Source organism: Azoarcus indigens (assembly GCF_004361735.1).
Taxonomy (GTDB): Bacteria; Pseudomonadota; Gammaproteobacteria; order Burkholderiales; family Rhodocyclaceae; genus Azoarcus; species Azoarcus indigens.
In genome coordinates, this window is record NZ_SNVV01000023.1 from 1 (window position 1) to 26,369 (window position 26,369).

Consider the following 26,369-nt stretch of genomic DNA (forward strand, 5'->3'; position numbering starts at 1 on the left):
TCAAGGTCATCAAGCGCATGGCCTACGGATTCCGCGACTCAGCCTATTTCTTCCTGAAGATCAAGGCCGCCTTCCCCGGAAAGGCGCGATGAACCAAAAAAACGGCCGGGCCGCCCTCGCAGGCAAACCCGGCCGCTTGCCGCGCCCCGCGTTGCTGCGCGGAGCGAAGCGCCTCACTCGATCTTGAAGTCGAAGTCCTGCACGGCGACGGTGCCGTCGGCAGCGGTGCACTTGTACTGCCTGAGCGCTTCCCGCACCGGCGCATGGAACATGCGGGGGCCGGACAGGATGCGCACGTCCGCCACCGCGCCGCCGCGTATGGTGACCTCGGCGCGCACGGTGCCGCCCTGGCCGCTCTGCAGCGCCTTCAGCGGGATCTCCGGCCGCGCCTGCACCGGGCAGGCGACGCCGATATCCGGCTTGGCGGCCGCCGGCTGGGGTGCGGGCGGTGCCGGTGGCGGCGGCGGTTCGATGGCCGGCGGGGCGGGCGGCGGCGCCTGCACCGCCTGGATCACCGGCGCCGGCTCGAGTGCCGGCGGCGGGGTGACTTCCGGCGGCGGCACGAAGGGCGGCGGTGGCGGTGCCTGCACCTTGGGCGGCGTCACCTTGGGCGGTTCGATCTTGGGCGGCGGCGGGGGTGGCGGCGGAGGCGGCAGCACCACCTCCTGGATCACCACCGCTTCCAGCGGCTTCTTGATCACCTCCACCGCCTTGCGCGCCATGCCGGAGGCCAGCGCCCAGGCGATCACGATGTGCAGGACGATGACGGCGCCGATGCCGACGTAGCGCCCGGTGCTTTGCTTGGGTTGGTAGTCGTAGTCCATGAGCTTGCCGTTCGCGGGGCCTCAGGCCGGCCTTGCGGCCGGCGCCTCCCCGCCACAGTTGAGCGGAGCCAGCGGCTCCGCGGTTGCCTGCCGCGCGGCGGCGGGCGCGGGCGCCCGGGGCCGCGCCCGGCATGCGGTGTGGTGCGGCGCCGTCATTCGACGAACTGCTCGCTGCCGATGATGCCGATCTTGGTCAGGCCCAGGCGCTTGGTATCCGCCAGCACCGCCGCCACCACCGCGTAGCGCGCGGCCTTGTTCGGCCGCAGGTGGATGTCCGGCGGCGTGGTCATTTCCGCCAGGCCGGCGAGCTTGTGTTCCAGCTCGGCCATGTCGGCCACCCGCAGGCCCTGCCAGAACACCGCGCTGTCGGCGTCGATGTCGATCTTGACGATCTCCGGCTGCACGTCGCTGGCGGGCGGCGTGCCCACCGGCAGGTTGAGGTTCACCGCGTGCAGCTGGATCGGGATGGTGATGATCAGCATGATCAGGAGCACCAGCATCACGTCGATCAGCGGCGTGGTGTTGATGTCCACCATCACTTCCGGATCGCCGGCGCCGCCGGCGTTGCCTACGTTCATTCCCATGGCGTTCTCCCGCTCAGCCGCCGCGCGCCGGCGGCTCGGTGATGAAGGCGACCTTGCCGATGCCGGCGCGCTGGCAGGCGTACAGCACCTTGCCGACGCCGTCATAGGCGGCATCCAGGTCGCCGCGGATCTGCACCTCGGGCTGCGGCTGCTGCACCGCCACCTTCTTCAGCCGGTCGACCAGCGCCTCGGCATTGCCCATGCGCACGTCGTGCCAGTAGATGGAGCCGCCGCGATCGACCGAGATGATGATGTTCTCCGGCTTGGTCTCGCGCGTCTCTATGGTTTCCTTGGGCAGCTGCACCGGCACCGAGGTGGTGACCGCCGGGATGGTGATGAGGAAGATGATCAGCAGCACCAGCATCACGTCGACCAGCGGCGTGGTGTTGATGGCGGACATGACGGCATCGTCGTCATCGTCCGCCGAACCTACGTTCATGCCCATGATGGCGTCCTTTTGTCCGTCCTTCGCCGCGCGGCGCTCAGGCGCGCTTGGCCGACGACAGGATGACGGTGTGCAGCTCGTTGCCGAAGCCGCGCACCTGGTCCATCACGCCCTTGTTGCGGCGGACCAGCCAGTTGTAGCCGAGCACCGCCGGCACCGCGACCGCGAGGCCGATGGCGGTCATGATCAGCGCCTCGCCCACCGGGCCGGCCACCTTGTCGATGGAGGCCTGGCCGGCGATGCCGATGGCGGTGAGCGCGTGGTAGATGCCCCACACCGTGCCGAACAGGCCGACGAAGGGCGCGGTGGAGCCGACGGTGGCGAGGAAGGCGAGGCCGTTCTGCATGCGGCTCTGCACCCGCTCGATGGCGCGCTGGATGCTCAGCGTCACCCAGTCGTTCAGGTCCACATGCTCCAGCAGGCTGTCGTGCTTGTTGGTGGCTTCCAGGCCGGCTTCGGCGATGAAGCGGAAGGGGCTGCCCTGCTCCAGGTTCTCGGCGCCGTGCTTCACCGTGGCGGACTTCCACACGCCGGTCACCGCCTTGGCCTGGCGGTTCATCTTCGCCTGCTCGAACAGCTTGGCGATGATGATGTACCAGCTGCCGGCGCTCATGATCACCATCAGCAGCAGCACCACCTTGGCCACCGCGTCGCTGCCGCTCCACAGTGCCTGCAGGCCGTAGGGGTTGTCGGTGGCATGGGCCTCGCCGTGGCCTTCGTGGTGGGCGGCCGGCGCCGGCACCGGGTTCAGCGGCGGCACCGCCTGGGTGGCGGGCGCGCTTTCGGCCGGCGCGGCGGACTGGGCCAGGGCGGGGGCGACGCTGCCGCAGGCGAGCAGGCACGCCAGGGCGAGGGAGGAAGAGAAGCGCCGAAGTTTCATTTACGACTCCTGAGGATGGGCGGCCGTCACGGGAGGGGCCAAGACAAGGGGAAAGGAAGGGAAAGGCGGGAAATCAGAAGTAGCGCACCCAGGCCTGCTTGCTGCTGCGCTTGTAGCGGGCGAAGGCGCGGCAGGGGAAATAGAGCACCGGGATCAGCACCACGGTGGCCACCCACACCACCCAGAACTGCTCCGGCGCGACGCCGAAGCGGCTGCCCTGGTTGGGGCCGAACACCGCCAGGCCGAGCTTGTAGAGGGCGAGCAACAGCAGCAGGTGGCCGATGTAATAGAACATCGGCGCGCCGCCGAAGGTGGAGAGGAAGCGGGTGGCGCGGTTGTCGGTGCGCTCGAAAGCGGCCAGCAGCAGCAGGGCGGTGCCCAGCGTCATCAGCAGGAAATCCAGCGAGGGCGGGTACTTGGTGAAGTTGAGGAAGGACATCACCGTGTGCACGCGGGTGGCGCCGTATTCCCAGGGCGCGTTCTCGCCGTAGAGGTTGAAGCCGCGCAGCACCAGCAGCAGCGCCAGGCAGCCGGCGCCCAGCGCCAGCAGCGCCTTCACCCGGCGGCTGGAAGCCACGGTGTGGGCGTACAGCGGCGCCGCCACCCAGCCGAGCAGGATCACGCCTATCCACGGCAGCACCGGGTAGGTGAGCTTGATCTGCAGCGCGCCCTCGGCGATCACCGGGCCGCGGTGCAGCAGCAGCGTCCAGGGCAGGTAGAAGGGGCTGTCCGGCGCGAAGCTGAGGCCGGCGAGGGCGTTGTGGCCGAACACGATGACGAAGCCGATGGCCGCCAGCAGCAGGCGCGGCAGGCCGGACATCAGCGCCAGCACGATCATGGACAGGCCGATGGCCCAGATGACCTGCAGGTAGATCACCCTGGGCGGCAGGTCGCCGCTCCAGGCGAAGGTGATCACGGTGAATTCCAGCGCCAGCAGCAGCAGGCCGCGCTTGATCAGGAAGCTCTTCACCGGCCGCGGCGTGCCGGACGGCGGGTTGGCGTACAGCCAGGCGGAGAGGCCGGTGAGGAAGACGAAGGCCGGCGCGCAGAAGTGGGCGGCGAGGCGGGAGAAGAACACTTCGGGCGGCGTCGTCGCCACGCTCATCGGGTCGCTCACCTGCAGGTGCAGGTAGAGCGTCTCGCGCACATGGTCGAGCAGCATCACCAGCATCACCAGGCCACGCAGGATGTCGATGGACAGGATGCGCGGCGCCCGCGGGGTCGCTTGGGCCAGGGCTGCCGCCGGGGCCGGGTTGGAGGCAAAGGCCGCGCCGCCGGGCGACAGGCTTGCTGAAGAGGACATGAAGTCTCCCGCTTGAAATCGTTGGAGTCGGTGCCGGGCCGGGGCCCGTCCGCGGTAGCCGCACCACGGCGGTGTGCCGGGCGCTTTTCCGCCCCTCTCAACGCATCATTCGCGCCAAGCGCCGGCCGCCGGCGGGCCGCTCGGTGAATTCAAGGGAATATGGTCCGGGGCGACGAGGCGGCGACACAAAATTCCGTCGCCGCCCGCGCAAAAGAATCTTCCCCGCCGCCGGGCTGGCGGCGAGCGCCGCCGGGGCGTCCCGCGGCGGCGGTTTTCCGGGGTTTTTCAGCCGTTTGATGCACCAATAGTGATATTCAGGCCTCTTCTTGGTGCATCGTGCCGACCCTATCCGGGTACAGCAGAAAATGCCGCGCGCCAGCCGCCGCATGAAAGAAAAACGCCCGTCGCGCCTGGGGCTCGACGGGCGTTGCGACGCCATCCCGGGGTGGCGCGGCGATAAGGGCAGGCCGGCTTACTTGCCGGCAGCCGCCTTGCGCTGCTCGGCCAGCACCGAGGCCGGCAGCGTCTTCGTCGTCAACGCGAAGGGTGCGACGCCCTTGGCGACATGAAAGGACAGGGAGGTGTTGTAGCCCTCCAGCTGGTACTTCTCCTCGCCGCGCACGCCTTCGATGTCATCGACGAAATAGACGCCTACGGTGTAGTTGCCGCGCCAGGGCAGCGCGACCATGACCTTGCCGTCCGCATCCGAGGTGATGAAGCGCACCCAGCCGGCGGGCGTGGCCACCTTCACCTTCTCGCCGGCCAGCGGCTCGCCCTTGTAGATGAGCTGGAATTCGGCGGCATCGCCCTGGGTCACGCCGGTGGGCACGATGTCCATCGGCAGCACCGCCTTCTGCGCCGAGAAGTCCGCCACCCAGCGCGTCGCCGGCACCCACCAGGTGCGCAGCAGGGTGTCGCCGCGCTTGGTGTCGAACATCGGGTAGGCCTTGTCGATGGCGACGAAGGATTCGCCGGCGGCGGCCTTCACCGGCACCGCGTAGCCGTCCTGCTGCTTGGCCATCGCCAGCGCCTCGGCGCCCCTGGCCTTCAGCCAGCTGGCTTCCAGCCTGCCGAAGCGGTCCAGGCCGCCGGGCGAGACTTCGTGCAGGTTCTCGTCCAGCTCGCCGTAGCGGAAGGTGATCTTGCCGGCGTCCTGCTCGAACCAGATCTGGTGGGCGTGGGCGGCGCCCGCTGCGGCGGCGAGCGCCAGGCCGGCGGCGAGGGCACGGAAGAGCGCGGTCTTTTTCATGCGGTCGATTTCTCCCAGGGATCAGAAACGATGCTGCAGCGTGGCCTTGAAGGCGCGCGGGCTGCCCGGATAGACCCAGTACTGGCTGTAGGAGCTGGTGTAGTACTCCTTGTCGAACAGGTTATCGACCTCCAGCATCAGCTTGGTCCGCTTGTCGAAGTTGTAGGAGCCGGTGAGCTTCACCGTGGTGTAGGACGGCAGCTTGAAGTTCTCCGACTCGGTCGTCGGTGCCACCGCGCCTTCGCGCTCGCCGACATAGTTCACGCCGATGCCCACGGAGGCCGGGTTGCCGTTCAGCGTCAGGCTCTTCACCAGCATGATGTTGCCGCTGTGCAGCGGCACGTTGGCCAGTTCGCGGCCCTGCAGCACCGAGCTGTAGTCCTTGGTCACTTCGGTCTTGGTGTAGGCGTAGGCCAGCGACAGGCGCACCGTCGGCCACACTTCGCCGGAGAGGTCTAACTCCAGGCCCTTGCTCTCGGCTTCGCCGGTGGTCACGTAGTAGTTGTTCGGGTCGATCGGGTCCGGGCTGAGCACGTTCTCCTTGGTGATGTGGAACAGCGCCAGCGTGCTGGTGACGCGCTGGTCGGCGGAATCCCACTTGGCGCCCAGTTCGTAGGCACGGCCTTCTTCCGGGTCGAAGGCGGTGAAGTCGCGGCTCACCCCGCCGTTGGGGCGGAAGGTCTTGCCCGCCTGGGCGTACAGCGACACCTGCTTGTTGGGCTGGAACACCAGGCCGGCGCGCGGGCTGGTGGCGGTGAGGGACTTCTTCACCACCCGGCCGTTGATGTTGTTGGTGAGCTTCTGGTCGTAGTCGTCGAAGCGCACGCCCAGCAGCAGCTTCCACTTCTCGCTGAGGTCGATCTGGTCCTGGGCGTAGATGCTGCGCGACGCCTGCTCTTCCTTGGTGTCGGTGTTGCGGTTGGCGGCGGTGAAGCCCATGTTGATGGTGCCGTAGGAGGCGGCCGGGTCATACACGTTGTAGGTGCCGGCGTCGCCGATGCGGTATTGCAGACGCTCGTCGGTGAACTGGTAGGCATCGACGCCGAACAGCACGTTGTGCTTCAGCGGGCCGGTCATGAAGCTGCCCAGCAGTTCGGCGCGGGCCGACAAGTCGGTGGCTTCGTTGTCGCGGCTGCGGTGCTGCATGCGCAGTTCGGTGGTGGAGCCGGTACGGTAATCGCGCACTTCGGTGGAAGTGCCCTTGATGGAGCTTTCCCGATAGCTGAAGCCGCCCTGCAGCTGCCAGGTGTCGTTCAGGTAGTGCTGGACGAAGACCTGGTGGCCGACGGTCTCGGTGTCGTGATCGTTGTCTTCCGGGTTGCCGTAGAAGCGCGAGGTCGACAGCGCCGAGCTGACGCGGCCGTTGATGGCGACCACGCCACGGTCGAAGGTGGCCTTCTGGCGCGAGACTTCCATCTCGTAGGAGATGGTGGTGTCGTCCGACAGCATCCAGATGAAGGACGGCGACATCATCGAGCGCTCGGAGGAGACGTGGTCGCGGTAGCTGCCGGCCTTCTCGTAGGCGCCGTTGAGGCGGTAGGCGACGCGGTCGGTGATCGGACCGGTGAGGTCGATGGCGGTGCGGAAGGCGTCGAAGCTGCCGTAGGAGATGTCCACCTGGCCTTCGCGTTCGAACAGCGGCTTCTTGGTGGTGATGTTCACCGTGCCGCCGGGCTCGCCGCGGCCGTAGAGCGCGGCGGAGGGGCCTTTCAGGATTTCGACGGTGGCGGTGTTGGCGCTGTCGCGCACGCCGTTGTAGCCGCGGCTGTAGTTGAAGCCGTTCACCAGGTAGTCGGAGCCGAAGCTGGGGTCGCCGGTGAAGCCGCGCATGGCGTAGCTGTCCCACAGGCCGCCGAGGTTGCTCTGGCGCGAAACGCCGCTGGAGAGGTCCAGCGCGCCGGCCAGGTTGGTGACGCCGGCATCTTCCAGCAGGTCGGCGGTGAGCACCCGCACGCTTTGCGGCAGATCCTTCAGCAGGGCGTCGGTCTTGGTGGCGCCGGTGGCGGTGAGGTTGCGGTAGGGCTGCTTCTTGCCGGTGACCTGCACCGTGTCCAGCGCGGCGGAGGAAGCGGAAGAGGCGGGCGAAGTGGCGGCGGCATCCACCGTCTCGTCCGCATCGGCGGCATAGACGGGAACGGTGGCGACGTACAGGCAGGCCGCGGCGGGGGCGATCACGCGGCGGAGGCGACGCTGGTGGCTCATGTCGATCAACTCCTGGGGGCAGGGATATGAGGGGTGCTGCGATTCGTAACAACCGGTTTCAGCATGAAGAATCGGGGAAGCGGCGAACCCGGTCTTGTACGAAAACCCGCATTCACGGCAGGGCGGCGAAAACGGCATGAAGCACTTTTTTGCCTGCCGCTTTCGTCAGGAAATGCGCCTTTCCCGACGGAAAGTGCGCCCTCCTTCCGCCCTGCCCCGCCCGCTTACGGCAGGGTGAAACGCACCGACACGGTCTGGCCGGCGGTGGTGATCACCGCCACCACCTTGGCCCCCGCCGGCAGCCTGGCACCGGCGGCGACCAGCTTGTTGCCGCCGGCCGGCGCCAGCGTGGCGGCGCTCTTGCTGGCGCCATCGAGCACGGTGAGCTTGCCGCTGGAGTTGGCGGTGGCGAAGGGCTGGCCGTGGTCATCGATGTAGATGGCGGCGCCATCGCCCTCGGCGACCAGTTCGAAGGAGAGGTCGTTGGCTGACTTGACGATGCCGCCATGCTGGGGCGCGGCATCGCCGTGGGCCAGGGCGGGGGCTGCGGCGAAGGCGGCGGAGCCGAGCAGCAGCGCGGCGAACAGGGATTTCAGGGTCTTCATGAGTGTTGCTCCTGGGTGATGAGGTGTGAGTGGGTTGCTAGGCGTGTGGATTTCAGGGGGCTGCAAGGGCGGGTGAGAGGTGATTCAGCGCGTCCTTGCCCCCAACCCTCCCCCGCGAGGGGGGAGGGAGCAGAACCGGCCGCTTCATCGAAATGGGCCATGCGCGCTTCCCGCACTCAGTAGGCCTCCTGCGGGGCGCCGCCGACGGCGGATTCGCCGTCGCCCTCGACCAGCCTGCGGGTAGCCGCCTCGCCGAACAGGCGGAACACCACCGGCGTCAGCAGGGTGTCCAGCAGGGTGGAGCTGATGAGGCCGCCGAAGATCACCACCGCCACCGGGTGCAGGATCTCCTTGCCCGGGGCGTCCGCCGCCAGCAGCAGCGGCACCAGCGCGAAGGCCGCCACCAGCGCGGTCATCAGCACCGGCGTCAGGCGTTCCAGCGAACCGCGCACGATCATCGCGTCGCCGAAGGTCTCGCCCTCGAAGCGGCACAGGTTGATGTAGTGGCTGACCTTGAGGATGCCGTTGCGGGTGGCGATGCCGGCCAGGGTGATGAAGCCCACCATGGAGGCGACCGACAGCGTCACCCCGGCCAGCCACATCGCCACCACGCTGCCGATCAGCGCCAGCGGGATGTTGGCCATGATGATCCCGGCCAGCACCGCCGATTTGTAACGCGAGTACAGCACCAGGAAGATCATCGCCAGCGACACCAGCGACAGGCCGGCGATCAGCCGCGTGGCCTGCTCCTGCGCCTGGAACTGCCCCTCCAGGGTGACGAAGTTGCCGGTGGGCATGGGCGTGCGGGCGATGACCTCGCGCACGCCGGCGATCACCTTGCTCATGTCGGAGCCATCGGTGTTGGCATACACCACGATGCGGCGGCGGCCGTTCTCGCGCCCGACCTGGTTGGGGCCGTCGGTTTCCTCCACCGTGGCGATGGCGGACACCGGCAGCCGGCCGGCCGGCGTGTCGATCAGCGTGCGGGCGAGGTCCTGCGGGCTGCGGCGTTCGTCCGGCAGGCGCAGCACCAGGTCGTAGCGGCGCTGGCCGTCCACGATCTCGGCACCGTGCGAGCCGTCGGTCAGCGCCTGCAGCATGCGCACCGCCTCGCCGCTGGAGAGGCCGGCCTGGGCCGCCTTGCGGTGGTCCAGGCGCACCGTGATCTGCGGAATCAGCACCTGCTTCTCCACCGTCAGGTCCACCAGCCCGGGCACCTTCTCCAGCCCCTGGCGCATCTGCTCCGCCAGGCCGCGCAGGGTGTCGATGTCGTCGCCGAAGATCTTCACCGCCACCTGGGCGCGCACGCCGGACAGCAGGTGGTCCAGCCGGTGCGAGATGGGCTGGCCGATGGCGACCTGGGCCGGCAGCACGACCAGCTTCTGGCGGATGTCCGCCATCACCGCCTCGCGGTCGCGGCCGGAGGGCTTCAGATCGACGTCGATCTCGGCCGCATGCACGCCTTCGGCATGCTCGTCCAGCTCGGCGCGGCCGGTGCGGCGGCCCACCTGGGTCACCTCCGGCACTTCGCGGATCAGCGTTTCCGCCAGCATGCCGAGGCGGTTGGCCTCTTCCAGCGAGGTACCGGGGTTGAGCACCATGCCCAGCACCAGCGAGCCCTCGTTGAAGGCCGGCAGGAAGGCGCGCGGGAAGAAGGGCACGCTGGCCGCGGCGGCGGCCACCGCCACCACCGCCACCGCGATCAGCGCCTTGGCGCGCGGGAAGGACCAGCTCAGCAGCTTGGCGTCCCAGCCCTTCAGCCGGCTCACCAGCGGGCTGTCGCCGTGGTCCAGGCGCTTCATCTTCGGCAGCAGGTAGCTCGCCAGCACCGGCGTCACCGTCATCGACACCAGCATGGAAGCCAGGATGGAGACGATGTAGGCGATGCCCAGCGGCGAGAACAGCCGGCCTTCGATGCCCGGCAGCGCGAACAGCGGCACGAACACCAGCACCACGATGGTGGTGGCATAGACGATGCCACTGCGCACCTCCACGCTGGCCTTGGCGACGACCTCCAGCAGCGGCAGCGGCTGCGCGGCGGCGCGGTTCTGCTTCAGCCGGCGCAGGATGTTCTCCACGTCCACCACCGCGTCGTCCACCAGCTCGCCGATGGCGATGGCCAGCCCGCCCAGCGTCATCACGTTGATCGACTGCCCCAGCCAGTGGAACACCAGCGCGGTCACCGCCAGCGACAGCGGAATCGCCACCAGCGAGATCAGCGTGGTGCGCGCCGACAACAGGAAGGCGAACAGCACGATGGCGACCATGATGGCGCCGTCGCGCAGCGCCTCGGTGACATTGCCGATGGAGGCGTCGATGAAGTTGGCCTGGCGGAACAGCACCCGCGGCGCCGCCAGCCCGGCCGGCCGGCCCTGCGTCAGCTCGGCCAGCGCGCGCTCGATCTCGCCGGTGATCTGCACCGTGTCCGCCGCCGGCTGCTTCTGCACGCTGACGATGACCGCCGGCAGGCCGTTGTAGCCGGCGTCGCCGCGCTTCAGGCTGGGGGCGAAGCGCACCCGCGCCACCTGCTCCAGCAGCACCGGCCGGCCTTCCTTCCAGGCCACCGCCAGGCCCTGCAGATCCTCGACGCGGTTGCTGCGGCCGAGGTGGCGGATCAGATACTCGCGGCGGTTGAGGTCGATGAAGCCGCCGCCGGCATTGCCGGCGAAGCCGCGCAGCGCCTCCTCCACCTGGTTCAGCGACACGCCGAACTGCGCCATGCGCGCGGTATCCGGCTCCACCCGCAGGGTGCGCACCTCGCCGCCGATGGGGATGACCTGGGACACGCCGGCGATGGACAGCAGCCGCGGCCGCAACACGAAGTCGGCATACTCCCGCGCCTGCATGGGCGAGACATACGGCCCCTCGGCCGGCGGTGCTGCCGCCGTCCGGTCCCCCGCGGGGACCGCAGCCGGCTTGGGGCGGCCCGGCGCCGGCTGCGTTTGCGCGGGGTCGCCGGGCAGGCGCTCCAGCGGCAGCGCGATCAGCATCACCTCGCCCATGATGGACGACACCGGCCCCATCATCGGCGTGATGCCGACAGGCAGCTGCTCCCGCACCAGCGCCAGGCGCTCCGCCACCAGCTGGCGGTTGCGGTAGATGTCGGTGCCCCAGTCGAACTCGGCATAGACGATGGACAGGCCGACGCCGGACACCGAGCGCACCCGGCTCACCCCCGGCATGCCGCCCAGCGCGGTTTCCAGCGGGAAGGTGACGAGCTGCTCCACTTCCTCCGGCGCCATGCCGCCGGCTTCGGTCAGCACCGTCACCAGCGGCTTGTTGAGGTCGGGGAAGACATCCACCGGCGTGCGCCAAGCGGTGACCGCGCCATAGGCCAGCATCAGTGCCGCGATGGCGAGCACCAGCAGGCGGTTCGCGAGGCTGTAACGAACGATCCAGTTGAACATGGCCGGGCCTCGCTCAACGGATCTGCGCAATCAGCGGCGCACCCTGCACCACCACGCGGTTGTCAGCGCCCAGGCCATGGGTGATCACCACCCGGCTGGCATCCAGCGGCCGGTACTGCACCGGCTGCGGAATGTAGCGCTCGGCGCCGGACTTGATCCAGACGATGGGCTCGTTGGCCGGGTTGCGCACCACCGCTTCCGCCGGCAGCACGAAACCCCTGGTGCGCTCGGCCAGCGCCGCCACCACCGTCACCGGCTGGCCGACAGCCAGCGGCAGCGCCGGCGCGGCCTTGCCAGCGCCAGGGGTGTTGGCGCCCTCCTCCTTCGCCACGCCGCGGAAGGTCAGCGGCAATACGCCGTCGCGCAGGCTGCGGGCGGAGCCGACCAGCTGCAGCGCCACCGCCGGCGCTTCCACCACCCGGGCGCTCTCGACCTTGGCCGCCAGCGCCGGATCGGCCACCGTGGCTTCGATCAGCACCCGCGCCGGGTCCACCACTTCGTAGAGGATGTCGCGCGCTTCCACCACCTGGCCGGCGACCACCTCGGCGCGGGCGATCACGCCATCCATCGGTGCCTTCAGCGCCTCGCGGCCTTGCAGCGCGCCGCCCATGCGGCGCTCGCGCGCCTGCAGGCTTTCCAGCTCGGCGCGGGCGGCGTCTATCTCCTTGCGCGGCACCGTGCCGGCCAGCCCTTGCAGCCGCGACAGGCGCTGCTCGGCCAGCGCGCGGTTATTGCGCACCTCCACCAGCAGAGCCTGCTGCTCGGCCAGGGCGAAAGGCTCGGGCTGGTAGCGCAGCCAGGCCAGCACCTCACCGGCGCGCACCCCCTGGCCGGCCAACGGCAGGCCCTTGGGGCCGGGCTCGATGCGGCCGGCGTACATCGGCTGCACCCGGCCGCCGGCGTTGGGGTCCATCACCACCCGGCCGGAGAGTTCCACGGTGACGGCGGCTTCGCTTTCCTCGGCGAAGCGGGTGCGGATTTCCATGCGGCGCTGGGCGGCTACCGGCACGTTCACGCTGCCATCGGGCAGGCGGGCGAGGCCGGAAGCATTCACCGTGGCACCGGGGGCATCCAGGTGTTCGCCATTGGGACCGTGGGCGCCGGGCGAGGCCAGGGCGGCGGCGGGAAATACCAGGGAAAGCGAGAGGGCCAGCGCGCCCCGGGCTAACGCGCCCCGGGCTGACGCGCCCCGAGCGAGAGGAATCGGGCGGTTCATGCGCGGCCTCCGGTGGGGAAAGCCGGCTTGCGCCGGCGCAGGGCGAGGGTGCCGAGGGCGGCGACGGCGATGACGCCGCCCGCACCCCAGGCCAGCGGCGGCAGGCCGCCGCCCGCCTGCGCCGGATCGTGAGCGTGGCCGGCCTGGTCGGCCGCCACCTTGAGGCTGCCATCCACCAGATCGCTCTCGTCGCCGACGCTGAGGGTGAACAGCAGCGGATGTTCGCCGGGCGCCGCCAGCGCGGCGGTGAAGGCGGCGTCGGCGACCAGGTAATCGCCCTGTTCGACGCGGAATACCGCCTGCGTCCTGCGCTCGCCCAGCTCGATCTCGACCTGAGCGTTCAGCACCGGCTCGTTGCTGTCGTAGCGGGCGACGTAGAAGGCGAACTGGCCGTGTTCCAGCTTGCCGACCAGCTCGAAGGCCTCGGAGTGGGCCTCCAGCCGCGGGCTGGCGGAGAGGGCGACGGCGGCGGGCGCGGCATCCAGGTGCTCGCCGTTGGGGCCGTGGGCACCGGGCGAGGCGCTGGCCGGCATGGGCGCGAAGGCGGCAGACGCCGCCAGCAGGGCGCCGGCGAGCAGGCGCCGGCTGGGGAGTTGCGGTAGGAAAGTCATGGCAGGAATCCGGAAATCTGGTTGAGTCGGGCGCGGGCGAGACCGAGGGCGGCCTGCTGGCGCGCCATCGCAGCATCGGCCTGGGCGGCGGCGTTGGCGGCCAGCAGCAGTTCGGGCAGCGAGGCTTCGCCGGCGCGGAAGGCCTTGTCGATGAGGCTGGCGCGTTCGCGCAGCAGGCCGGTGCGCTTGCCGGCGGCGGCGGCCTGGGCCCGGGCGGCGTCCAGGCCGGCGCGGGCGGCGGCGAGATCGCCTTCCAGCTGCAGGCGCAGGCGCATTTCCTCCGCCTGGGCCTGGGCGAGCTCGCCCTGCGCGGCGGCGGCCAGCGGCCGGTTGCGGGCATCGCCGCCGAAAGGCAGGCGCAGGCCGAAGGCCAGGCTGCGCTCGGCGGCGGCGCCACGCTCGGCCACTTCGCGGCGGTAGCTCACCGTCAGCTCGGGGGCATCGATGACATCGCGGCGCACCACCTCGACTTCGCGGCGGGCCTTGTCCACCGCCTGGGCGGCACGCTGCAGCGCCGGATGGCCGGCGGGCAGGGCGTCCGCGCTGGCGGGCGCGGGGGCTTCGTCCAGCGCCGGCAGGGCGTCCAGCCCGGTCAGCGCCAGCCAGCGCGCCTGGGCGGCGAACAGGCGTTCGCGCACCTCGGCCAGGGCGCCTTCGGCGGCCAGGGCTTCGGCCTCGGCAGCCAGCGCGTCGCTGTGGGCGAGCTCGCCGGCCTGGACGCGGCGGCCAACGTCGGTGGCGATGTCGCGCAGATAGCCGAGCTGGGCTTGCGCCACCGCCGCCTCGGCCTGCAGGCCGGCCACCGCCCAGGCGGCTTCGCGCACTTCGCCGGCCAGCTGCAGCCGGCTGGCGCCTTCGTCCGCTTCCGCCAGGGTGGCGGCGGAGGCGGCCGCCGCCTGGCGCGCGGCGCGCTGGCCGGGCAGCCACAGCGGCAGGGCGAGGCCGACTTCGTTTTCGAGCGCACCGGTGTCCTTGTGCCAGCGGTCGCTGCGGTGGTTCAGTTCAAGGGCCGGCGGCGCCGGCAGCAGGCTGTCGGCCGCCAGCCGGGCGGCGGCCGCACGCTCGCGCGCTGCCGCCGCCTCGGTGCCTGCTTGGGTGCGCTGCCAGGCGGCGTCGAGCGCCTGGGCCAGCCCGTGATGGGCCAGCCCGCTATGGGCCAGCCCGCCATGGGCCACGGGAGCCATGGGCGCGGCGGTGGGGGTCTGCGCCTGGGCGGCGCAGCACAACATGCTTCCCGCGAGTGCGCAGGAAGTCATCCAGAGTCTGGTTCTCAAGAGAGTCTCGCCGTGTAGGGGCGCGGCGCGGGACGAAACGCCCTGCGGCCGGCCACCGTTGATCCGCCCCGCGGCGGCCAGCGCCGGCGGGGATGGGGGGATCAGGCGGCGAGGCGGGGAGGTCGCTTGAAGCGTTCCAGGAAGGGGATGGGCGGCTCGGCGGCGGCGGCCACCTGCAGCGAGGCGCGCGGCAGGCCGGGCAGCACGATCAGCCCGGCCGGCAGCAGCGCGGCGGCGTAGAGCGCGCCGTCGGCATTCACATGCTTGAGGGAGCTGGGCGAGTCGTCCTGGTGGAAGTGGCCGTGATCGCCGGCGTGCTGATGTGTGTGGTGGTGATGGGCGCTGCCCTGCCAGTGCAGCAGCGCATGCAGGGCCTGCTCGCCGACGCCGGTGGCGGCCCACGCGCCCTGCACCACGACAGCGTGGCAGAGCACGGAAGCAAGCATCAGCAGGAGGAGCAGGCGCTGGGTCATGAAGACCATTATGGAAGCGGCGCAGCAGAATCTGTTGCGTTCGCCGCCCGCCGACCGCAATTTCGTTCCAAAGATGGGGGGCGCAGCAGCGTCAACTACCGTCGATGACAGCGTTCTGCCGCAGGAAACGCCCCGGCGGCAGCGTTTTATGCCGCGGCAGACCATGCTGCCGCGGCACCGTTCCGGTATTACCGCAGCCGCCTCACTTGAGGTAGGAACGCAGCACGCCGACCACCCGGTCCAGGTCGGCCTCGCGCTCTGCGGGGCTCTGCCCTTCGGCGCCCAGGTGCTCGCGCAGGTGGCCGTCCAGCACTTCCATCATCAGGCCATTCACCGCGCCGCGGATGGCGGCGATCTGCTGCAGCACCGCGCCGCACTCCTGCTCCTGCTCCAGCGCCCGCTCCAGCGCGTCCGCCTGCCCGCGGATGCGGCGCACCCGGGTGAGCAGCGCTTTCTTGCCCTTGATCGTATGTGCCATGCGGCGTCCTCAACGCGGTACCCGGCAAAGCCCGGCACGGTAGCAAATCCGGCGTCTGAATGGGCTGGCCGGCGGGGCAGGAACGGCCGGCGCGCAGCGCGGAATCGGCGGCAGACACGAAACCGCAGCAGGCCGGGGCCGGACTCCGGGAGCATGCCGGGTTTGACCCTCCATATACTGGGGGGCAGTATACCCGGAACCCTCAGGAGCCCCGCGATGACCCCCACCCTCCCCGCCGCCGAGCGCTGGCGGCACAGCCACGTCTTCGACGCAGGCAATCCGCTGGCCGAGCGCAACACCCGCTACGCGGTGCTGCTCACCGCCGCCGCCATGGTGGCGGAGATCATCGGCGGCTGGCTGTTCAACTCGATGGCGCTGCTGGCCGACGGCTGGCACATGAGCTCCCACGCGCTGGCGCTGGGCCTGTCGCTGCTGGCCTACGCCGCCGCCCGCCGCTACGCCCGCGACCCGCGCTTCGCCTTCGGCACCTGGAAGATCGAGGTGCTGGGCGGCTACACCAGCGCCATCCTGCTGGCCGGCGTGGCGCTGGCCATGCTGTGGCAGTCCGGCGCGCGCCTGCTGGCGCCGGTGCCCATCCATTACGACCAGGCCATCGCCATCGCGGCGGCCGGCCTGCTGGTGAATCTCGCCTGCGCCTGGCTGCTGCGCGACGACCATCAGCATCATCATCACGGCCATGAGCACGGCCACGGCCACGAACACGATCGCGGCCATGCGCACCATCACGACCTCAACCTGCGCGCAGCCTACTTGCATGTGATCGCCGACGCCGCCACCTCGGTGCTGGCCATCCTCGCCCTGCTGGGCGGCAAGTTGTGGGGCGCCGCCTGGCTGGACCCGGCGATGGGCATCGCCGGCGCCATCCTGGTCGCCGTGTGGGCCTGGGGCCTGCTGCGCGACAGCGGCCGCGCGCTGCTGGATGCCGAGATGGACGCGCCGGTGGTGGCCGAAGTCCGCGCCGCCGTCGCCGCCCTGCCCGAACCGGCGCAGATCAGCGACCTGCACGTCTGGCGCGTGGGCCGCGGCAAATACGCCTGCATCCTCGCCGTCGCCTCCGCCGCACCGCTACTGCCGGAAATGCTGAAGGCGCGGCTGGAAGAGCACGAGGAACTGGTGCATGTGACGGTGGAGGTGAATCCATGGTGAGGCGAGCTCCAGCCACAAAGAAGTGGCCCTTCTGAGCAGACCGTAAAAAGACTATATTCAGCCCATTCCACTGTCGGGCCATCACCATGCGCTATTCCTCCCAGGTCAAACCCATCAGCTATCTCAAGGCCAATGCGGCGGAAGTGCTGAGCCAGCTCGCCGAGCGACGCGAGCCGCTGGTCATCACCCAGAACGGCGAGGCCAAGGCAGTGCTGCAGGATGTCGCCTCCTACGAACAGACGCAGGAGACGCTGGCTTTGCTGAAGATCCTGGCACTGGGCAACCAGGAAGTGGCCGCCGACAAGCTCAAGCCGGCCTCGGAGGTCATCGCGCGCCTGCGCGCCAGACGGGCAAACCCCTGATGCCCGGCTCGCCGCCCCGCTTCGAGGTGCTGTTCACCACCGGCGCGGAGCAGGACCTGGAAGCGATCCACGACTACATCGCCGAATTCGACTGCCCGGCCAATGCGGACCGCGTACTGGATCAGTTGCTGGAGGTTGTGGATGGCCTTGCCCACTTCCCCGAGCGCGGCAGCTACCCGGGAGAATTAACCGCGCTGGGCATCAAGGAATACCGCCAGACCGCCTTCAAGCCCTACCGGGTGATCTACCGCGTCAGCGGCGATCAGGTGCTCATCTACCTGATCGCCGACAGCCGGCGCGACATGCAGGCGCTGCTGGCGCGCAGGCTGCTGGGCGCCTGAGGGCCGGCAGCCGCTCAGGCGGCAAACGGATCGACCAGCTGCAGTCCGGGAATGCGGCGGAAATCGTCGATGTTCCGAGTCATCAGCGGCAAGCCTTCGACCAGCGCGCTGGCGCCGATGATGGCGTCAGGCAGCTTGATGCCAAGCTCGAAGCGCAGCGCGATCACCCGGTCGACCACGACAGAGGTCAATGCAATTTCGTCCAGGTGATCGAGCAACAGCGCTGCCTGCTGCCGGCTTTACGGCGTGTGACCACGCCAACCGAGGATTTCCATGCGGGTGATGACCGAGTAGCTGGCCGGCGCGCGATGGCGCTCTCGATGCGCTGGAGCACCGCCGGGGCAACGTTCTGATCCAGGAAGTAGATCAGCAGATTGGTACGAGCACACAGGGCATCATGTGCGCTCGCCGAAGCCGTCCCTGTCCTCCCATTCGCCACGCATGCGCGCAAGCTCGGCATCGACTTCCGCCGCCGTCATCCGCTGCGGCCAGGAGCCGCGAGCAGTAGCGATGGCCTGCTCAAGGCCGCTGTGATCACGCCGCCTGTGCTCGGCCGCCAGGGCATCGACGAGTTGCAGCACCGCGGCACGCTGCGCGGTGGATAGCGACTCCAGCTTGTGGATCAGTTCGGCATGTCCCATTGCAGCGCTCCCGCAAGACTCGCCGGCCAGAGTAGGAGGCGCTCAGACTGCCGGCAAGCCGGACTGCCCGCCGCCCCTCACCCCAGGCTGCCCTGGCACAGATACTTCATCTGCGTGTAGTCCTCCAGCCCCTGGCGCGAGCCTTCGCGGCCGTAGCCGGATTCCTTGATGCCGCCGAAGGGGGCGACCTCAGCGGCCAGGGCGCCTTCGTTGATGCCGACCAGGCCGGTTTCCAGCAGGCCGGCGACGCGCCAGGCGCGGGCCATGTCGCGGCTGTAGAAGTAGGCGGCGAGGCCGAAGGGGGTGTCGTTGGCGGCGGCGAGAACTTCGGCTTCGTCGTCGAAGCGGCTGATGGGCACCAGCGGGCCGAAGGTTTCCTCGCGGCTGCAGCACATGGCGGCGGTGACGCCGGTGAGCAGCGTGGGCGCGTAGTAGTTGGGACCGAGCGCCGGCAGGCGTTCGCCGCCAACCACCACGCGGGCGCCGTGGGCGAGCGCGTCCTCGACGTGGCGGGCGATCTTGTCCACCGCGCGGGCGTTGATCATCGGCCCGATCTCGCTGTCGGCGCGGCTGGCGGGGCCGACCTTGAGGGCGGCCACCTTCTCCGCCAGGCGGGCGACGAAGTCCTCATGCACCGCGCGGTGCACGAACACCCGGTTGGGGCAGACGCAGGTCTGGCCGCCGTTGCGGAACTTGGCCGCCATCAGGCCGGCGACGGCGGCGTCCAGGTCGGCATCCTCGAACACGATGAAGGGCGCGTTGCCGCCCAGCTCCATGGACACGCGCTTCAGCGTCGCCGCCGATTCGCGGGCGAGGTGCTTGCCCACCGGGGTGGAGCCGGTGAAGGTGAGCTTGCGCACCCGGCCGTCGGCCAGCCAGACGTCCACCACTTCGGCGGCGCGCTCGCGCGCGGCGGTGACCATGTTGAGCACGCCAGCCGGGAAGCCGGCTTCCTGGGCGAGGCGGACGAGCGCCAGCGAGGTCAGCGGCGTGTCTTCCGCCGGCTTGGCCACCACGGTGCAGCCGGCGGCCAGCGCCGGCGCGATCTTGCGGGTGATCATGGCCGCCGGGAAATTCCACGGCGTGATCGCCGCGACCACGCCCACCGGCTCGCGCACCATCATCATCCGGCGGCCGGGCGCCGGCGCCGGGATGACGTCGCCGTACAGCCGCGGCGCTTCCTCGGCGAACCATTCGACATAGCTGGCGGAATACACCACCTCGCCACGCGCTTCGGCCAGCGGCTTGCCCTGCTCGCGCGAGATCAGGCGGGCGAGGTCCTCCCGGTTGTCGAGGATGAGCGCATGCCAGCGCTTGAGGAACTGGGCGCGCTCGCGGCCGGTGAAGGCGCGCCAGGCGGGGAAGGCGGCGTGGGCGGCCTCCACCGCCGCGGCGGCATCGGCGGCGGTACTGTCGGGCACGCGGGCGAAGGGCATGCCGGTGGCCGGGTCCTGCACCGCCAGCCAGCGCTCGTCGGCGCCGGCGCGCCATTGCTGGTCGATGAAGTTGTGCTGGCGCAGCAGTTCGCTGCGGACGAGGCTGAGGGCGGACATGGCGGCACTCCTGCGCCGGGGGCCGGCGCGATCGAAAATCAGGGCTGAAGGAAGGGCGAAAGCGCCGGCGGCGGCGCGCAGCTCAAGCACGGGCGGCCGGTACTTCGGCGCGGTGGCAGAGGATTTCGCCGCCGCCGGGCAGGCTGCGGCGCGGCGGCGGCAGGCTGTCGCAGACGCCGGCCAGGCGCACCGGGCAGCGGTCCAGGAACACGCAGCAGCCGGCGGCGCGCGCGCCGGCGGGCTGCTGCGCCTCGCGGGCGGCGGTTTCGTCCAGCCAGCCCAGGCGCAGCTCCGGCACCGAGCGGGCGAGCAGGTCGAAGTAGGGATGGCGGGCGGCGGAGCCGGTCGCCATCCCTTCCGCCACGCCGGCGCGCTCGCGCGGCACGCTCTCCACCTTGCGCCCGGCGTACAGCACTACCACCTCGTCGCACACCGCGCGCACGGTGTTGAGGTCGTGGCTGATGAAGAGGTAGGACAGGCCCAGTTCGCGCCGCAGCTCGGCCATCAGGTCCAGCACCGCGGCGCCGACCACGGTGTCCAGCGCCGAGGTGACCTCGTCGGCGAGGATGAGATCCGGCTCGGCGGCCAGCGCGCGGGCGAGGTTGATGCGCTGCTTCTGCCCGCCGGAGAGGCCGCCCGGCAGCCGGCCGGCGACCGCCGAGGGCAGCTGCACCAGGTCCAGCAGCCTGGCGATGCGCGCCTGCAGCGCGGCGCCGGAGAGGCCGTGGTAGAGCTGCAGCGGCCGCGCCAGGATGCGCTCCACCGTGTGCGCCGGGTTGAGCGCGGTGTCGGCGATCTGGAACACGATCTGGATGCGGCGCAGCTGGTCCTTGCTGCGCCGGGCCAGCGTGGGCGGCAGCAGCGCGCCATCCAGCAGCACCTCGCCACGCGCCGGCGCCACCAGGCCGGCGACCACGCGCGCCAGCGTGGTCTTGCCGGAGCCAGATTCGCCGATCACGCCGATGGCCTGGCCGCGGCGCACGGTGAGGTCGATGTCCGCCAGGATGGGCACCGCCGGCATGCCGTCGGCGCCGCGCGGGCCGTAGCCGGCGGCCAGGCCGCGCACGCTGAGCAGCGGCGTGGCGGTGGCGTCCGCCGCCGGGCCGCCCGCGCGCGGCGCCGGATGGGCGGCGGCGAGCAGGCTGCGGGTGTAGTCGTCCGCCGGCGCCTCGATGATCTGGCGGGTGTCGCCCAGCTCGCGCGCGGCGCCGTGGCGCAGCACCAGGATGCGGTCGGCCATCTGCGCCACCACCGCGAGGTCGTGGGTGACGTAGACCGCGCTGGTGCCGCGCTCGCGCACCACGCGGCGGAAGGCGCGCAGCACCTCGATCTGGGTGGTCACGTCCAGCGCGGTGGTGGGTTCGTCCAGGATGACCAGCGCCGGGTCCGAGATCAGCGCCATCGCCGCCATCAGCCGCTGCAGCTGGCCGCCGGAAACCTGGTGCGGGTAGCGCTGGCCTATGCTGTCCGGCCTGGGCAGGGCCAGCTCGCGGAACAGCGCCACCGCGCGGCGCTCGGCCTCGTCGCGCGACATCAGGCGGTGGATCAGCGCCGGCTCCACCACCTGGTCCATGAGGGTGCGCGAGGGGTTGAAGGAGGCCGCCGCGCTCTGGGCGATGTAGGCCACCGTGCGGCCGCGCAGGCGGCGCTGGGCGGCGGCGTCCAGGCCCAGCACGTCGATGTCGCCGATGCGCACGCTGCCGCCGACGATGCGGCAGCCCTGGCGGGCGTAACCCATCAGCGCCAGCGCGGTGGTGGTCTTGCCGGAACCGGATTCGCCGATCAGCGCCAGCACCTCGCCGGGGGCGATGTCGAAATCCAGCCCATGGACGATGGTGTGCTCGCCGCTGGCGCCCTTGGCCGCGATGCGCAGGCCGCGCACCGCCACCGCGGCGCCCTGGCCCGGCGCGGCCTGCGCGGGAGCGGAAGATGGCGGCGCGGCACTCATCGCTCACCCCTTCCCGGCAGGTTGTCGATGAGCAGGTTCACCGCGATGGTGAGGCTGGCGATGGCCAGCGCCGGCACGATCACCGCCGGCGCGCCCTCCGGCAGGCCGCCCAGGTTCTCCCGCACCAGCGAGCCCCAGTCCGCCTCCGGCGGCTGCACCCCCAGGCCGAGGAAGGACAGGCCGGCGAGCAGCAGCACCACGTAGACGAAGCGCAGGCCGAGGTCGGCCAGCATGGGGCCGAGCATGTTGGGCAGGATCTCGTGGCGCATGATGTAGAGCTCGCCCTCGCCGCGGCTGCGCGCCACCGCCACGTAGTCCATGGCGTTGATGTTCACCGCCAGCGAGCGGGCGATGCGGAATACGCCGGGCACGTAGATCAATGCCGCGGTCAGCGCCAGCAGCGTCACCGAGGAGCCGAAGGCAGCCACCATGATGAGGGCGAAGAGCTTGCTGGGGATGGAGATCAGCGTATCCATCAGGCGGCTCAGGGTGCCGTCCGCCCAGCCGCCGCGCACCGCCGCCAGCAGCGCCAGCGCGGTGCCGCCGGCGCTGGCCAGCAGGGTGGCGACGATGGCCACGCCCACGGTGTAGCCGGCGCCCAGCACCAGGCGGGCGAGGATGTCGCGGCCGAGGTAGTCGGTGCCCAGCGGGTGGGCGGCGCCGAGGCGGCCGAACACCTCGTCGGCGCCGGGCGCGTTGGCCTCGGGCGACAGCAGCCAGGGGCCGAAGAGGGCGGTGGCCAGCCAGAACAGGATCACCGCCAGGCCGAGCAGGCCCGGCAGCGGCAGCCGTGGCAGCCGGCGCCGGGGCGGCTCGGCCGGCAGCGCCGGCGCGGGGGCAGAGGAAGCGGGCATGGGCTGGTCGCTCATCGGTGGCGCAGCTTGGGGTTAGAGACGATGCCGAGCACGTCGGCCACGGTGACCAGCAGCAGGTAGGCGGCGCAGAACAGCATGGCGCAGGTCTGCACCAGCGGCATGTCGCGCTGGGTCACGCCGTCCACCATCAGCTTGGCGACGCCGGGGTAGTTGAAGATGGTCTCGACGATGATGACGCCGCCCAGCAGGTAGGACAGCGACAGCGCCACCGCATTGGCGATGGGCCCGAGCGCGTTCGGCAGCGCGTGGCGCAGCACCATGCGCAGCGGCGAGGCGCCCTTCAGCCGCAGCATCTCGATGTAGGGCGCGCGCAGCTGGTCCACCACCGCGGCGCGGGTCATGCGCAGCATCTGCGAGATGATCACGCAGCACAGGCTGAACACCGGCAGCGCGTAGGCACGCGCCAGCTCGGCGAGCTCGGCGTCCGGCCCGGTGTAGGCCAGCGCCGGCAGCCAGCGCAGTTGCACCGCGAACAGCAGCACCGCCAGCGTGGCGATGAGGAATTCCGGCACCGACACCACCGCCACCGCGCCCATGCTGACGGCACGGTCGAAGCGGGAGCCGCGCCACATCGCCGCGGCGATGCCCAGGCCCAGCGCCAGCGGCACCGAGATGGCGGCGGTGAGGCCGGCGAGCAGCAGCGAGTTGGGCAGGCGGCTGGCGATGAGCTGGCCGACCAGCGCGCCGCTCACCACCGAGCGGCCGGGGTCGCCGCCGGCCATGCCGGCCAGCCAGTCGCCGTAGCGCAGCAGCGCCGGGCGGTCCAGGCCCATCTCGTGGCGCAGCGCCGCCAGGGTTTCGGCAGTGGCTTCCAGGCCCAGCTTTTCCTCCGCGGCGTCGCCCGGCAGCAGCGCGGTGATGGCGAACACCACCGCCGACACCAGCAGCAGCGACACCAGCGCGAGGCCGATGCGGGCGGCGATCAGGCGGAGTACAAGTGCGTTCATGGCCTCAGCCCTCCAGCCACACGTTTTCGGCGAAGGAGTAGCCCATCAGCCCGCCCAGCGGGATCTGCGACAAGCCCTTCACCCGGCTGCTGAGGCCGTCGATGGAGGCGATGAACAGCGGGATGCCGCTGCCGCATTCGTCGTGCACCAGCGCCTGCATGTCGGCGTAGAGGGCGCGGCGGCGATTTTCGTCCAGCTCGGAGCGGGCGGCCACCAGCAGCTGGTCGAAGCGCAGGTTCTTCCAGCCGGTGGCGTTCCACGCCGAAGTGGACTGGTAGAACTGGGTGAATACCGCGTCCGCGCTGGCGCGCGGGTTGATGTTGCCGAAGGACAGCGGGTGCTTCATCCAGTGGTTGGACCAGTAGCCGTCCACCGGCATGCGCTTCACCTCCAGTTCGAGGCCGACGCGGGCGGCGGCATACTGCAACACCAGCGCGATCTCCACCGAATAGGTGGCGGCGGGCGAGGCCACGATGGGCAGCCGCGCGCCTGCCATCCCGGCCTTGCGCAGGTGGAAGCGGGCACGCTCCGGATCGTAGGGGCGCTGCGGCAGGCCGGGGGCGTAGAAGGTGTGGGTCGGGTCTATCGGCTGGTCGTTGCCGACCATGGCGTGGCCCTGGGCGATGACCTTCATCATCAGCTCGCGGTCCATCAGGTACTTCAGCGCCAGCACGAAATCCGGGTTGGCGCCGGGGCCGCGGTCCTGCCGCATCACCAGGTCGCTGTACTGGCCGGACTGGGTGGTCATGAACGTGAACCCCGGTGTCGCGGCGATGCGCAGCGCCGAGCGCGGATTCACCGCGCTGACGAGGTCGATGTCGCCGGACAGCAGCGCATTCACCCGTGCCACTTCGTCGACGATGCCGACGCATTCGATGGTGTCCACATACGGCCGGCCCGGCTTCCAGTAGCCCGGATTGCGCACCGCAATGGAGCGCACGCCGGGGCGGAACTCCTGGCAGCGGTAGGGGCCGGTACCGTTGGCGAGGCGGAAGTCGGTGGTGCCGTCGGCGACGATGTGGAAGTGGAAGGTGCCCATCAGCACCGGCAGGTCGGCATTCGGCGCCTTGAGGCGGACCTTCACCGCCTGCGGACCGTCGGCGGCGACGCTGTCGATCTGGGCGGCGATGGCGTTGGCCTTGGAGCCGACCGCCGGGTCCTTGTGGCGCATCAGCGAATACACCACGTCGGCCGGCGTCAGCGGCTTGCCGTCGTGGAAGTGCACGCCGCGGCGCAGGCGGAAGGTCCATTCCTGCGCGTCGTCGCTGGCGAAGGATTCGGCCAGCGCCGGCAGCGGGTTCAGGTGGGCGTCCAGCTCGGTCAGCCCGTTGTAGAACATCTTGCCGCGGATGTAATCGGTCTGGTTCGACTGCCTGGCCGGGTCCAGGGTGTCGGTGATCGCCGCGGCGGCGGCGGCCACCCGCAGGTAGCCGCCCTGCCGCGGCTGTGGCGCCGCCACCGCGGCGAGGCCGGAGAAGGCGGGGGCGGCAAGGCCGAGGCCGGGCAGCGCACAGCCGCCGGCCAGCAGCCGGCCCAGCGCGGCGCGGCGGCTCAGGCCGGGCGTGGCAGGAGCGGCGGCGTCGCCTTGGCGCGACGACGAAGGGGTGGGGAAAGACACGGCGGCGGCCTCGGGCGTCAGGACAGCTTGTCTTTCATGCGGTAGTAGAAGCCCACCGCCGGCAGGAACCAGGGCGGCCCGAAGTGGCCGGGTATCGCCGGCCACGGCAGGTCGCGCCAGGGATTGGCGGCGGCGTCGCCCTCCATCACCCGGGCCATGATGCGGCCCATGTGCACCGACATCTGGGTGCCGTGGCCGCTGTAGCCCAGGGAGTAGAACAGGCCGTCGCGCTCGCCGGCGTGCGGCAGGCGGTCACGGCTCATGTCCACCAGCCCGCCCCAGCAGTAGTCCAAACGCACGCCCGCCAGTTGCGGGAAGGTGCGCGCCAGCGCCTCGCGCAGGATCTCGCCGCTCTTGGCGTCCGACTGCGGGCTGGAGACGGCGAAGCGGGCGCGGCCGCCGAACACCAGCCGGTTGTCCGGGGTGAGGCGGTAGTAGTTGTGGATGTTCTCGGTGGTCGTATAAGTGCGCCGGCGCGGCAGCAGCAACTCCGCCTGGCGCGCCTCCAGCGGCGCGGTGACGACCAGGAAGCTGCCCACCGGCACGATGCGCCGCCGCCACCAGCCGAAGCTGCCGAAGCCACCGTGGCGGGTGGCGCCAGTGCACACCAGCACCTTGTCCGCCTCCACCTTGCCGGCGCCGGTATGCACCGTGTAGGCGTGGGGGCCGGCGCTGCGCTTGCGCTCCAGCCGCTGCACGGTGGTGCCGGTGTGGATGCGCGCGCCCTGCCGCTGCGCCGCCTCGGCCAGGCCGTGGGCGAAGCGGCCCATGTGCATCTGCGCGCTCTTCTTCATCAGCAGGCCGCCACAGTAGCGGCCGCTGGCGACTTCAGCGGCGACGCCGGCGGCGTCCAGCAGTTCGACGTCCGGGTCCACCTCTTTCTGCAGCCGCTCGAAACCGCGGGCGATGAAGTCGTAGTGGGCCGGCCGCACCGCCAGCTTGAGCTTGCCGTTGCGGGCGAAGTCGCAATCCAGCCCTTCTTCCTCGACCACGGCGGCGACGCTGTCCACCGCCGCGTCGTAGGCGCGGTACCAGGCCTGGGCCTTGTCGCGCCCGACCTTGTCGGCCAGGGTGGCGTAATCCACCGCCAGGCCGTTGTTCACATGGCCGCCATTGCGGCCGGAGGCTTCACTCGCCACCGCACCCGCTTCCAGCACCACCACCGAGGCGCCGCGCCTGGCCAGGGCCAGCGCGGCGGAGAGGCCGGTGAAGCCGCCGCCGACGATGGCGACGTCGGCCCGCCCCGGCAGGGGCGTGTCTGCGCCGGTGAAGACCGGCGCGCTGTCCGTCCAGTAGGACTCGAGTTTCATTGCGACCTGCCTCGGTGGGAAGTCGGGCTGCGGTGGATCGGATCGATGGAAGAGGC

Annotated in this window: 25 protein-coding genes; 3 read left to right on the top strand and 22 right to left on the bottom strand. The window is 70.7% G+C overall.

All coding sequences use genetic code 11. The features are described 5' to 3' along the window. Positions 1-173 precede the first annotated feature (173 nt). The 14 genes from C7389_RS20045 to C7389_RS20110 all read right to left on the bottom strand — a co-directional run bounded on the left by C7389_RS20045 (position 174) and on the right by C7389_RS20110 (position 15,551). Positions 174-824, bottom strand: a complete 651-nt coding sequence (locus C7389_RS20045; protein ID WP_133594438.1) for an energy transducer TonB — start codon at positions 822-824, stop codon at positions 174-176. Positions 825-976: 152 nt separating this feature from the next. After that, positions 977-1,408 carry an ExbD/TolR family protein gene (locus tag C7389_RS20050; RefSeq protein ID WP_133594439.1) on the bottom strand — a complete coding sequence of 144 codons (432 nt, stop codon included), beginning with the start codon at positions 1,406-1,408 and terminating at the stop codon, positions 977-979. Positions 1,409-1,421: 13 nt separating this feature from the next. Beyond that, a complete protein-coding gene (locus C7389_RS20055) occupies positions 1,422-1,853 on the bottom strand; it encodes an ExbD/TolR family protein (protein ID WP_133594440.1) in 432 nt (143 codons plus the stop codon). 37 nt (positions 1,854-1,890) lie between these two features. After that, positions 1,891-2,733, bottom strand: a complete 843-nt coding sequence (locus tag C7389_RS20060; protein WP_133594441.1) for a MotA/TolQ/ExbB proton channel family protein — start codon at positions 2,731-2,733, stop codon at positions 1,891-1,893. Positions 2,734-2,806: 73 nt separating this feature from the next. Continuing rightward, positions 2,807-4,036 carry an acetyltransferase domain-containing protein gene (locus C7389_RS20065; RefSeq protein WP_133594442.1) on the bottom strand — a complete coding sequence of 410 codons (1,230 nt, stop codon included), beginning with the start codon at positions 4,034-4,036 and terminating at the stop codon, positions 2,807-2,809. 472 nt (positions 4,037-4,508) lie between these two features. Then, entirely contained in the window at positions 4,509-5,285 is a 777-nt protein-coding gene (locus C7389_RS20070) for a DUF4198 domain-containing protein (RefSeq protein WP_133594443.1), read from the bottom strand. A gap of 21 nt (positions 5,286-5,306) precedes the next feature. Beyond that, a complete protein-coding gene (locus tag C7389_RS20075; protein ID WP_133594444.1) occupies positions 5,307-7,487 on the bottom strand; it encodes a TonB-dependent siderophore receptor in 2,181 nt (726 codons plus the stop codon). 224 nt (positions 7,488-7,711) lie between these two features. Next, positions 7,712-8,092, bottom strand: a complete 381-nt coding sequence (locus C7389_RS20080) for a hypothetical protein (RefSeq protein ID WP_211168526.1) — start codon at positions 8,090-8,092, stop codon at positions 7,712-7,714. A 176-nt stretch (positions 8,093-8,268) separates the two neighbouring features. Further along, positions 8,269-11,499 carry an efflux RND transporter permease subunit gene (locus C7389_RS20085; RefSeq protein WP_133594445.1) on the bottom strand — a complete coding sequence of 1,077 codons (3,231 nt, stop codon included), beginning with the start codon at positions 11,497-11,499 and terminating at the stop codon, positions 8,269-8,271. Positions 11,500-11,512: 13 nt separating this feature from the next. Next, positions 11,513-12,715, bottom strand: coding sequence for an efflux RND transporter periplasmic adaptor subunit (locus C7389_RS20090; protein WP_133594446.1), 1,203 nt, complete (start codon positions 12,713-12,715; stop codon positions 11,513-11,515). Then, the gene (locus C7389_RS20095) at positions 12,712-13,326 is read right to left on the bottom strand and encodes a hypothetical protein (protein WP_211168527.1); all 615 of its coding nucleotides are present in this window, start codon (positions 13,324-13,326) and stop codon (positions 12,712-12,714) included. Before C7389_RS20095 ends, C7389_RS20090 begins: the two co-directional genes overlap by 4 nt. After that, on the bottom strand, positions 13,323-14,582 hold the full coding sequence (locus C7389_RS20100) for a TolC family protein (RefSeq protein WP_211168528.1): 1,260 nt from the start codon (positions 14,580-14,582) through the stop codon (positions 13,323-13,325). Before C7389_RS20100 ends, C7389_RS20095 begins: the two co-directional genes overlap by 4 nt. A gap of 119 nt (positions 14,583-14,701) precedes the next feature. Next, entirely contained in the window at positions 14,702-15,073 is a 372-nt protein-coding gene (locus C7389_RS20105) for a hypothetical protein (RefSeq protein WP_133594447.1), read from the bottom strand. Between the two features lie 202 nt (positions 15,074-15,275). Continuing rightward, complete coding sequence (locus C7389_RS20110; RefSeq protein WP_133594448.1) at positions 15,276-15,551, bottom strand: metal/formaldehyde-sensitive transcriptional repressor; 276 nt, start codon at positions 15,549-15,551, stop codon at positions 15,276-15,278. Positions 15,552-15,767: 216 nt separating this feature from the next. On the opposite strand from C7389_RS20110, the gene dmeF reads away from it, so the two are divergent. The 3 genes from dmeF to C7389_RS20125 all read left to right on the top strand — a co-directional run bounded on the left by dmeF (position 15,768) and on the right by C7389_RS20125 (position 17,421). Next, the gene (gene dmeF, locus C7389_RS20115) at positions 15,768-16,718 is read left to right on the top strand and encodes a CDF family Co(II)/Ni(II) efflux transporter DmeF (RefSeq protein WP_133594449.1); all 951 of its coding nucleotides are present in this window, start codon (positions 15,768-15,770) and stop codon (positions 16,716-16,718) included. A gap of 86 nt (positions 16,719-16,804) precedes the next feature. Continuing rightward, positions 16,805-17,080: a type II toxin-antitoxin system Phd/YefM family antitoxin gene (locus C7389_RS20120; protein WP_133594450.1), complete on the top strand. Its 276-nt coding sequence runs from the start codon at positions 16,805-16,807 to the stop codon at positions 17,078-17,080. Continuing rightward, positions 17,080-17,421: a type II toxin-antitoxin system RelE/ParE family toxin gene (locus C7389_RS20125; RefSeq protein ID WP_133594451.1), complete on the top strand. Its 342-nt coding sequence runs from the start codon at positions 17,080-17,082 to the stop codon at positions 17,419-17,421. The genes C7389_RS20120 and C7389_RS20125 overlap by 1 nt, the downstream gene beginning before the upstream one ends. 14 nt (positions 17,422-17,435) lie before the next feature. On the opposite strand, the gene C7389_RS20130 is transcribed toward C7389_RS20125, so the two are convergent. From C7389_RS20130 to C7389_RS20165, 8 genes are all read right to left on the bottom strand, one after another. After that, the gene (locus C7389_RS20130) at positions 17,436-17,639 is read right to left on the bottom strand and encodes a PIN domain-containing protein (RefSeq protein WP_133594452.1); all 204 of its coding nucleotides are present in this window, start codon (positions 17,637-17,639) and stop codon (positions 17,436-17,438) included. A 177-nt stretch (positions 17,640-17,816) separates the two neighbouring features. After that, positions 17,817-18,062 carry a hypothetical protein gene (locus C7389_RS20135; protein ID WP_133594453.1) on the bottom strand — a complete coding sequence of 82 codons (246 nt, stop codon included), beginning with the start codon at positions 18,060-18,062 and terminating at the stop codon, positions 17,817-17,819. Between the two features lie 77 nt (positions 18,063-18,139). Beyond that, positions 18,140-19,615, bottom strand: coding sequence for an NAD-dependent succinate-semialdehyde dehydrogenase (locus tag C7389_RS20140; protein ID WP_133594454.1), 1,476 nt, complete (start codon positions 19,613-19,615; stop codon positions 18,140-18,142). 82 nt (positions 19,616-19,697) lie between these two features. Next, positions 19,698-21,563, bottom strand: coding sequence for an ABC transporter ATP-binding protein (locus tag C7389_RS20145; RefSeq protein ID WP_133594455.1), 1,866 nt, complete (start codon positions 21,561-21,563; stop codon positions 19,698-19,700). Then, entirely contained in the window at positions 21,560-22,432 is an 873-nt protein-coding gene (locus tag C7389_RS20150) for an ABC transporter permease (RefSeq protein WP_133594456.1), read from the bottom strand. Before C7389_RS20150 ends, C7389_RS20145 begins: the two co-directional genes overlap by 4 nt. After that, on the bottom strand, positions 22,429-23,385 hold the full coding sequence (locus C7389_RS20155) for an ABC transporter permease (RefSeq protein ID WP_133594457.1): 957 nt from the start codon (positions 23,383-23,385) through the stop codon (positions 22,429-22,431). The genes C7389_RS20150 and C7389_RS20155 overlap by 4 nt, the downstream gene beginning before the upstream one ends. Positions 23,386-23,389: 4 nt before the next feature. Further along, positions 23,390-25,003, bottom strand: coding sequence for an ABC transporter substrate-binding protein (locus tag C7389_RS20160; protein WP_133594458.1), 1,614 nt, complete (start codon positions 25,001-25,003; stop codon positions 23,390-23,392). 17 nt (positions 25,004-25,020) lie between these two features. Continuing rightward, entirely contained in the window at positions 25,021-26,313 is a 1,293-nt protein-coding gene (locus C7389_RS20165) for an NAD(P)/FAD-dependent oxidoreductase (protein ID WP_133594459.1), read from the bottom strand. Positions 26,314-26,369 lie beyond the last annotated feature (56 nt).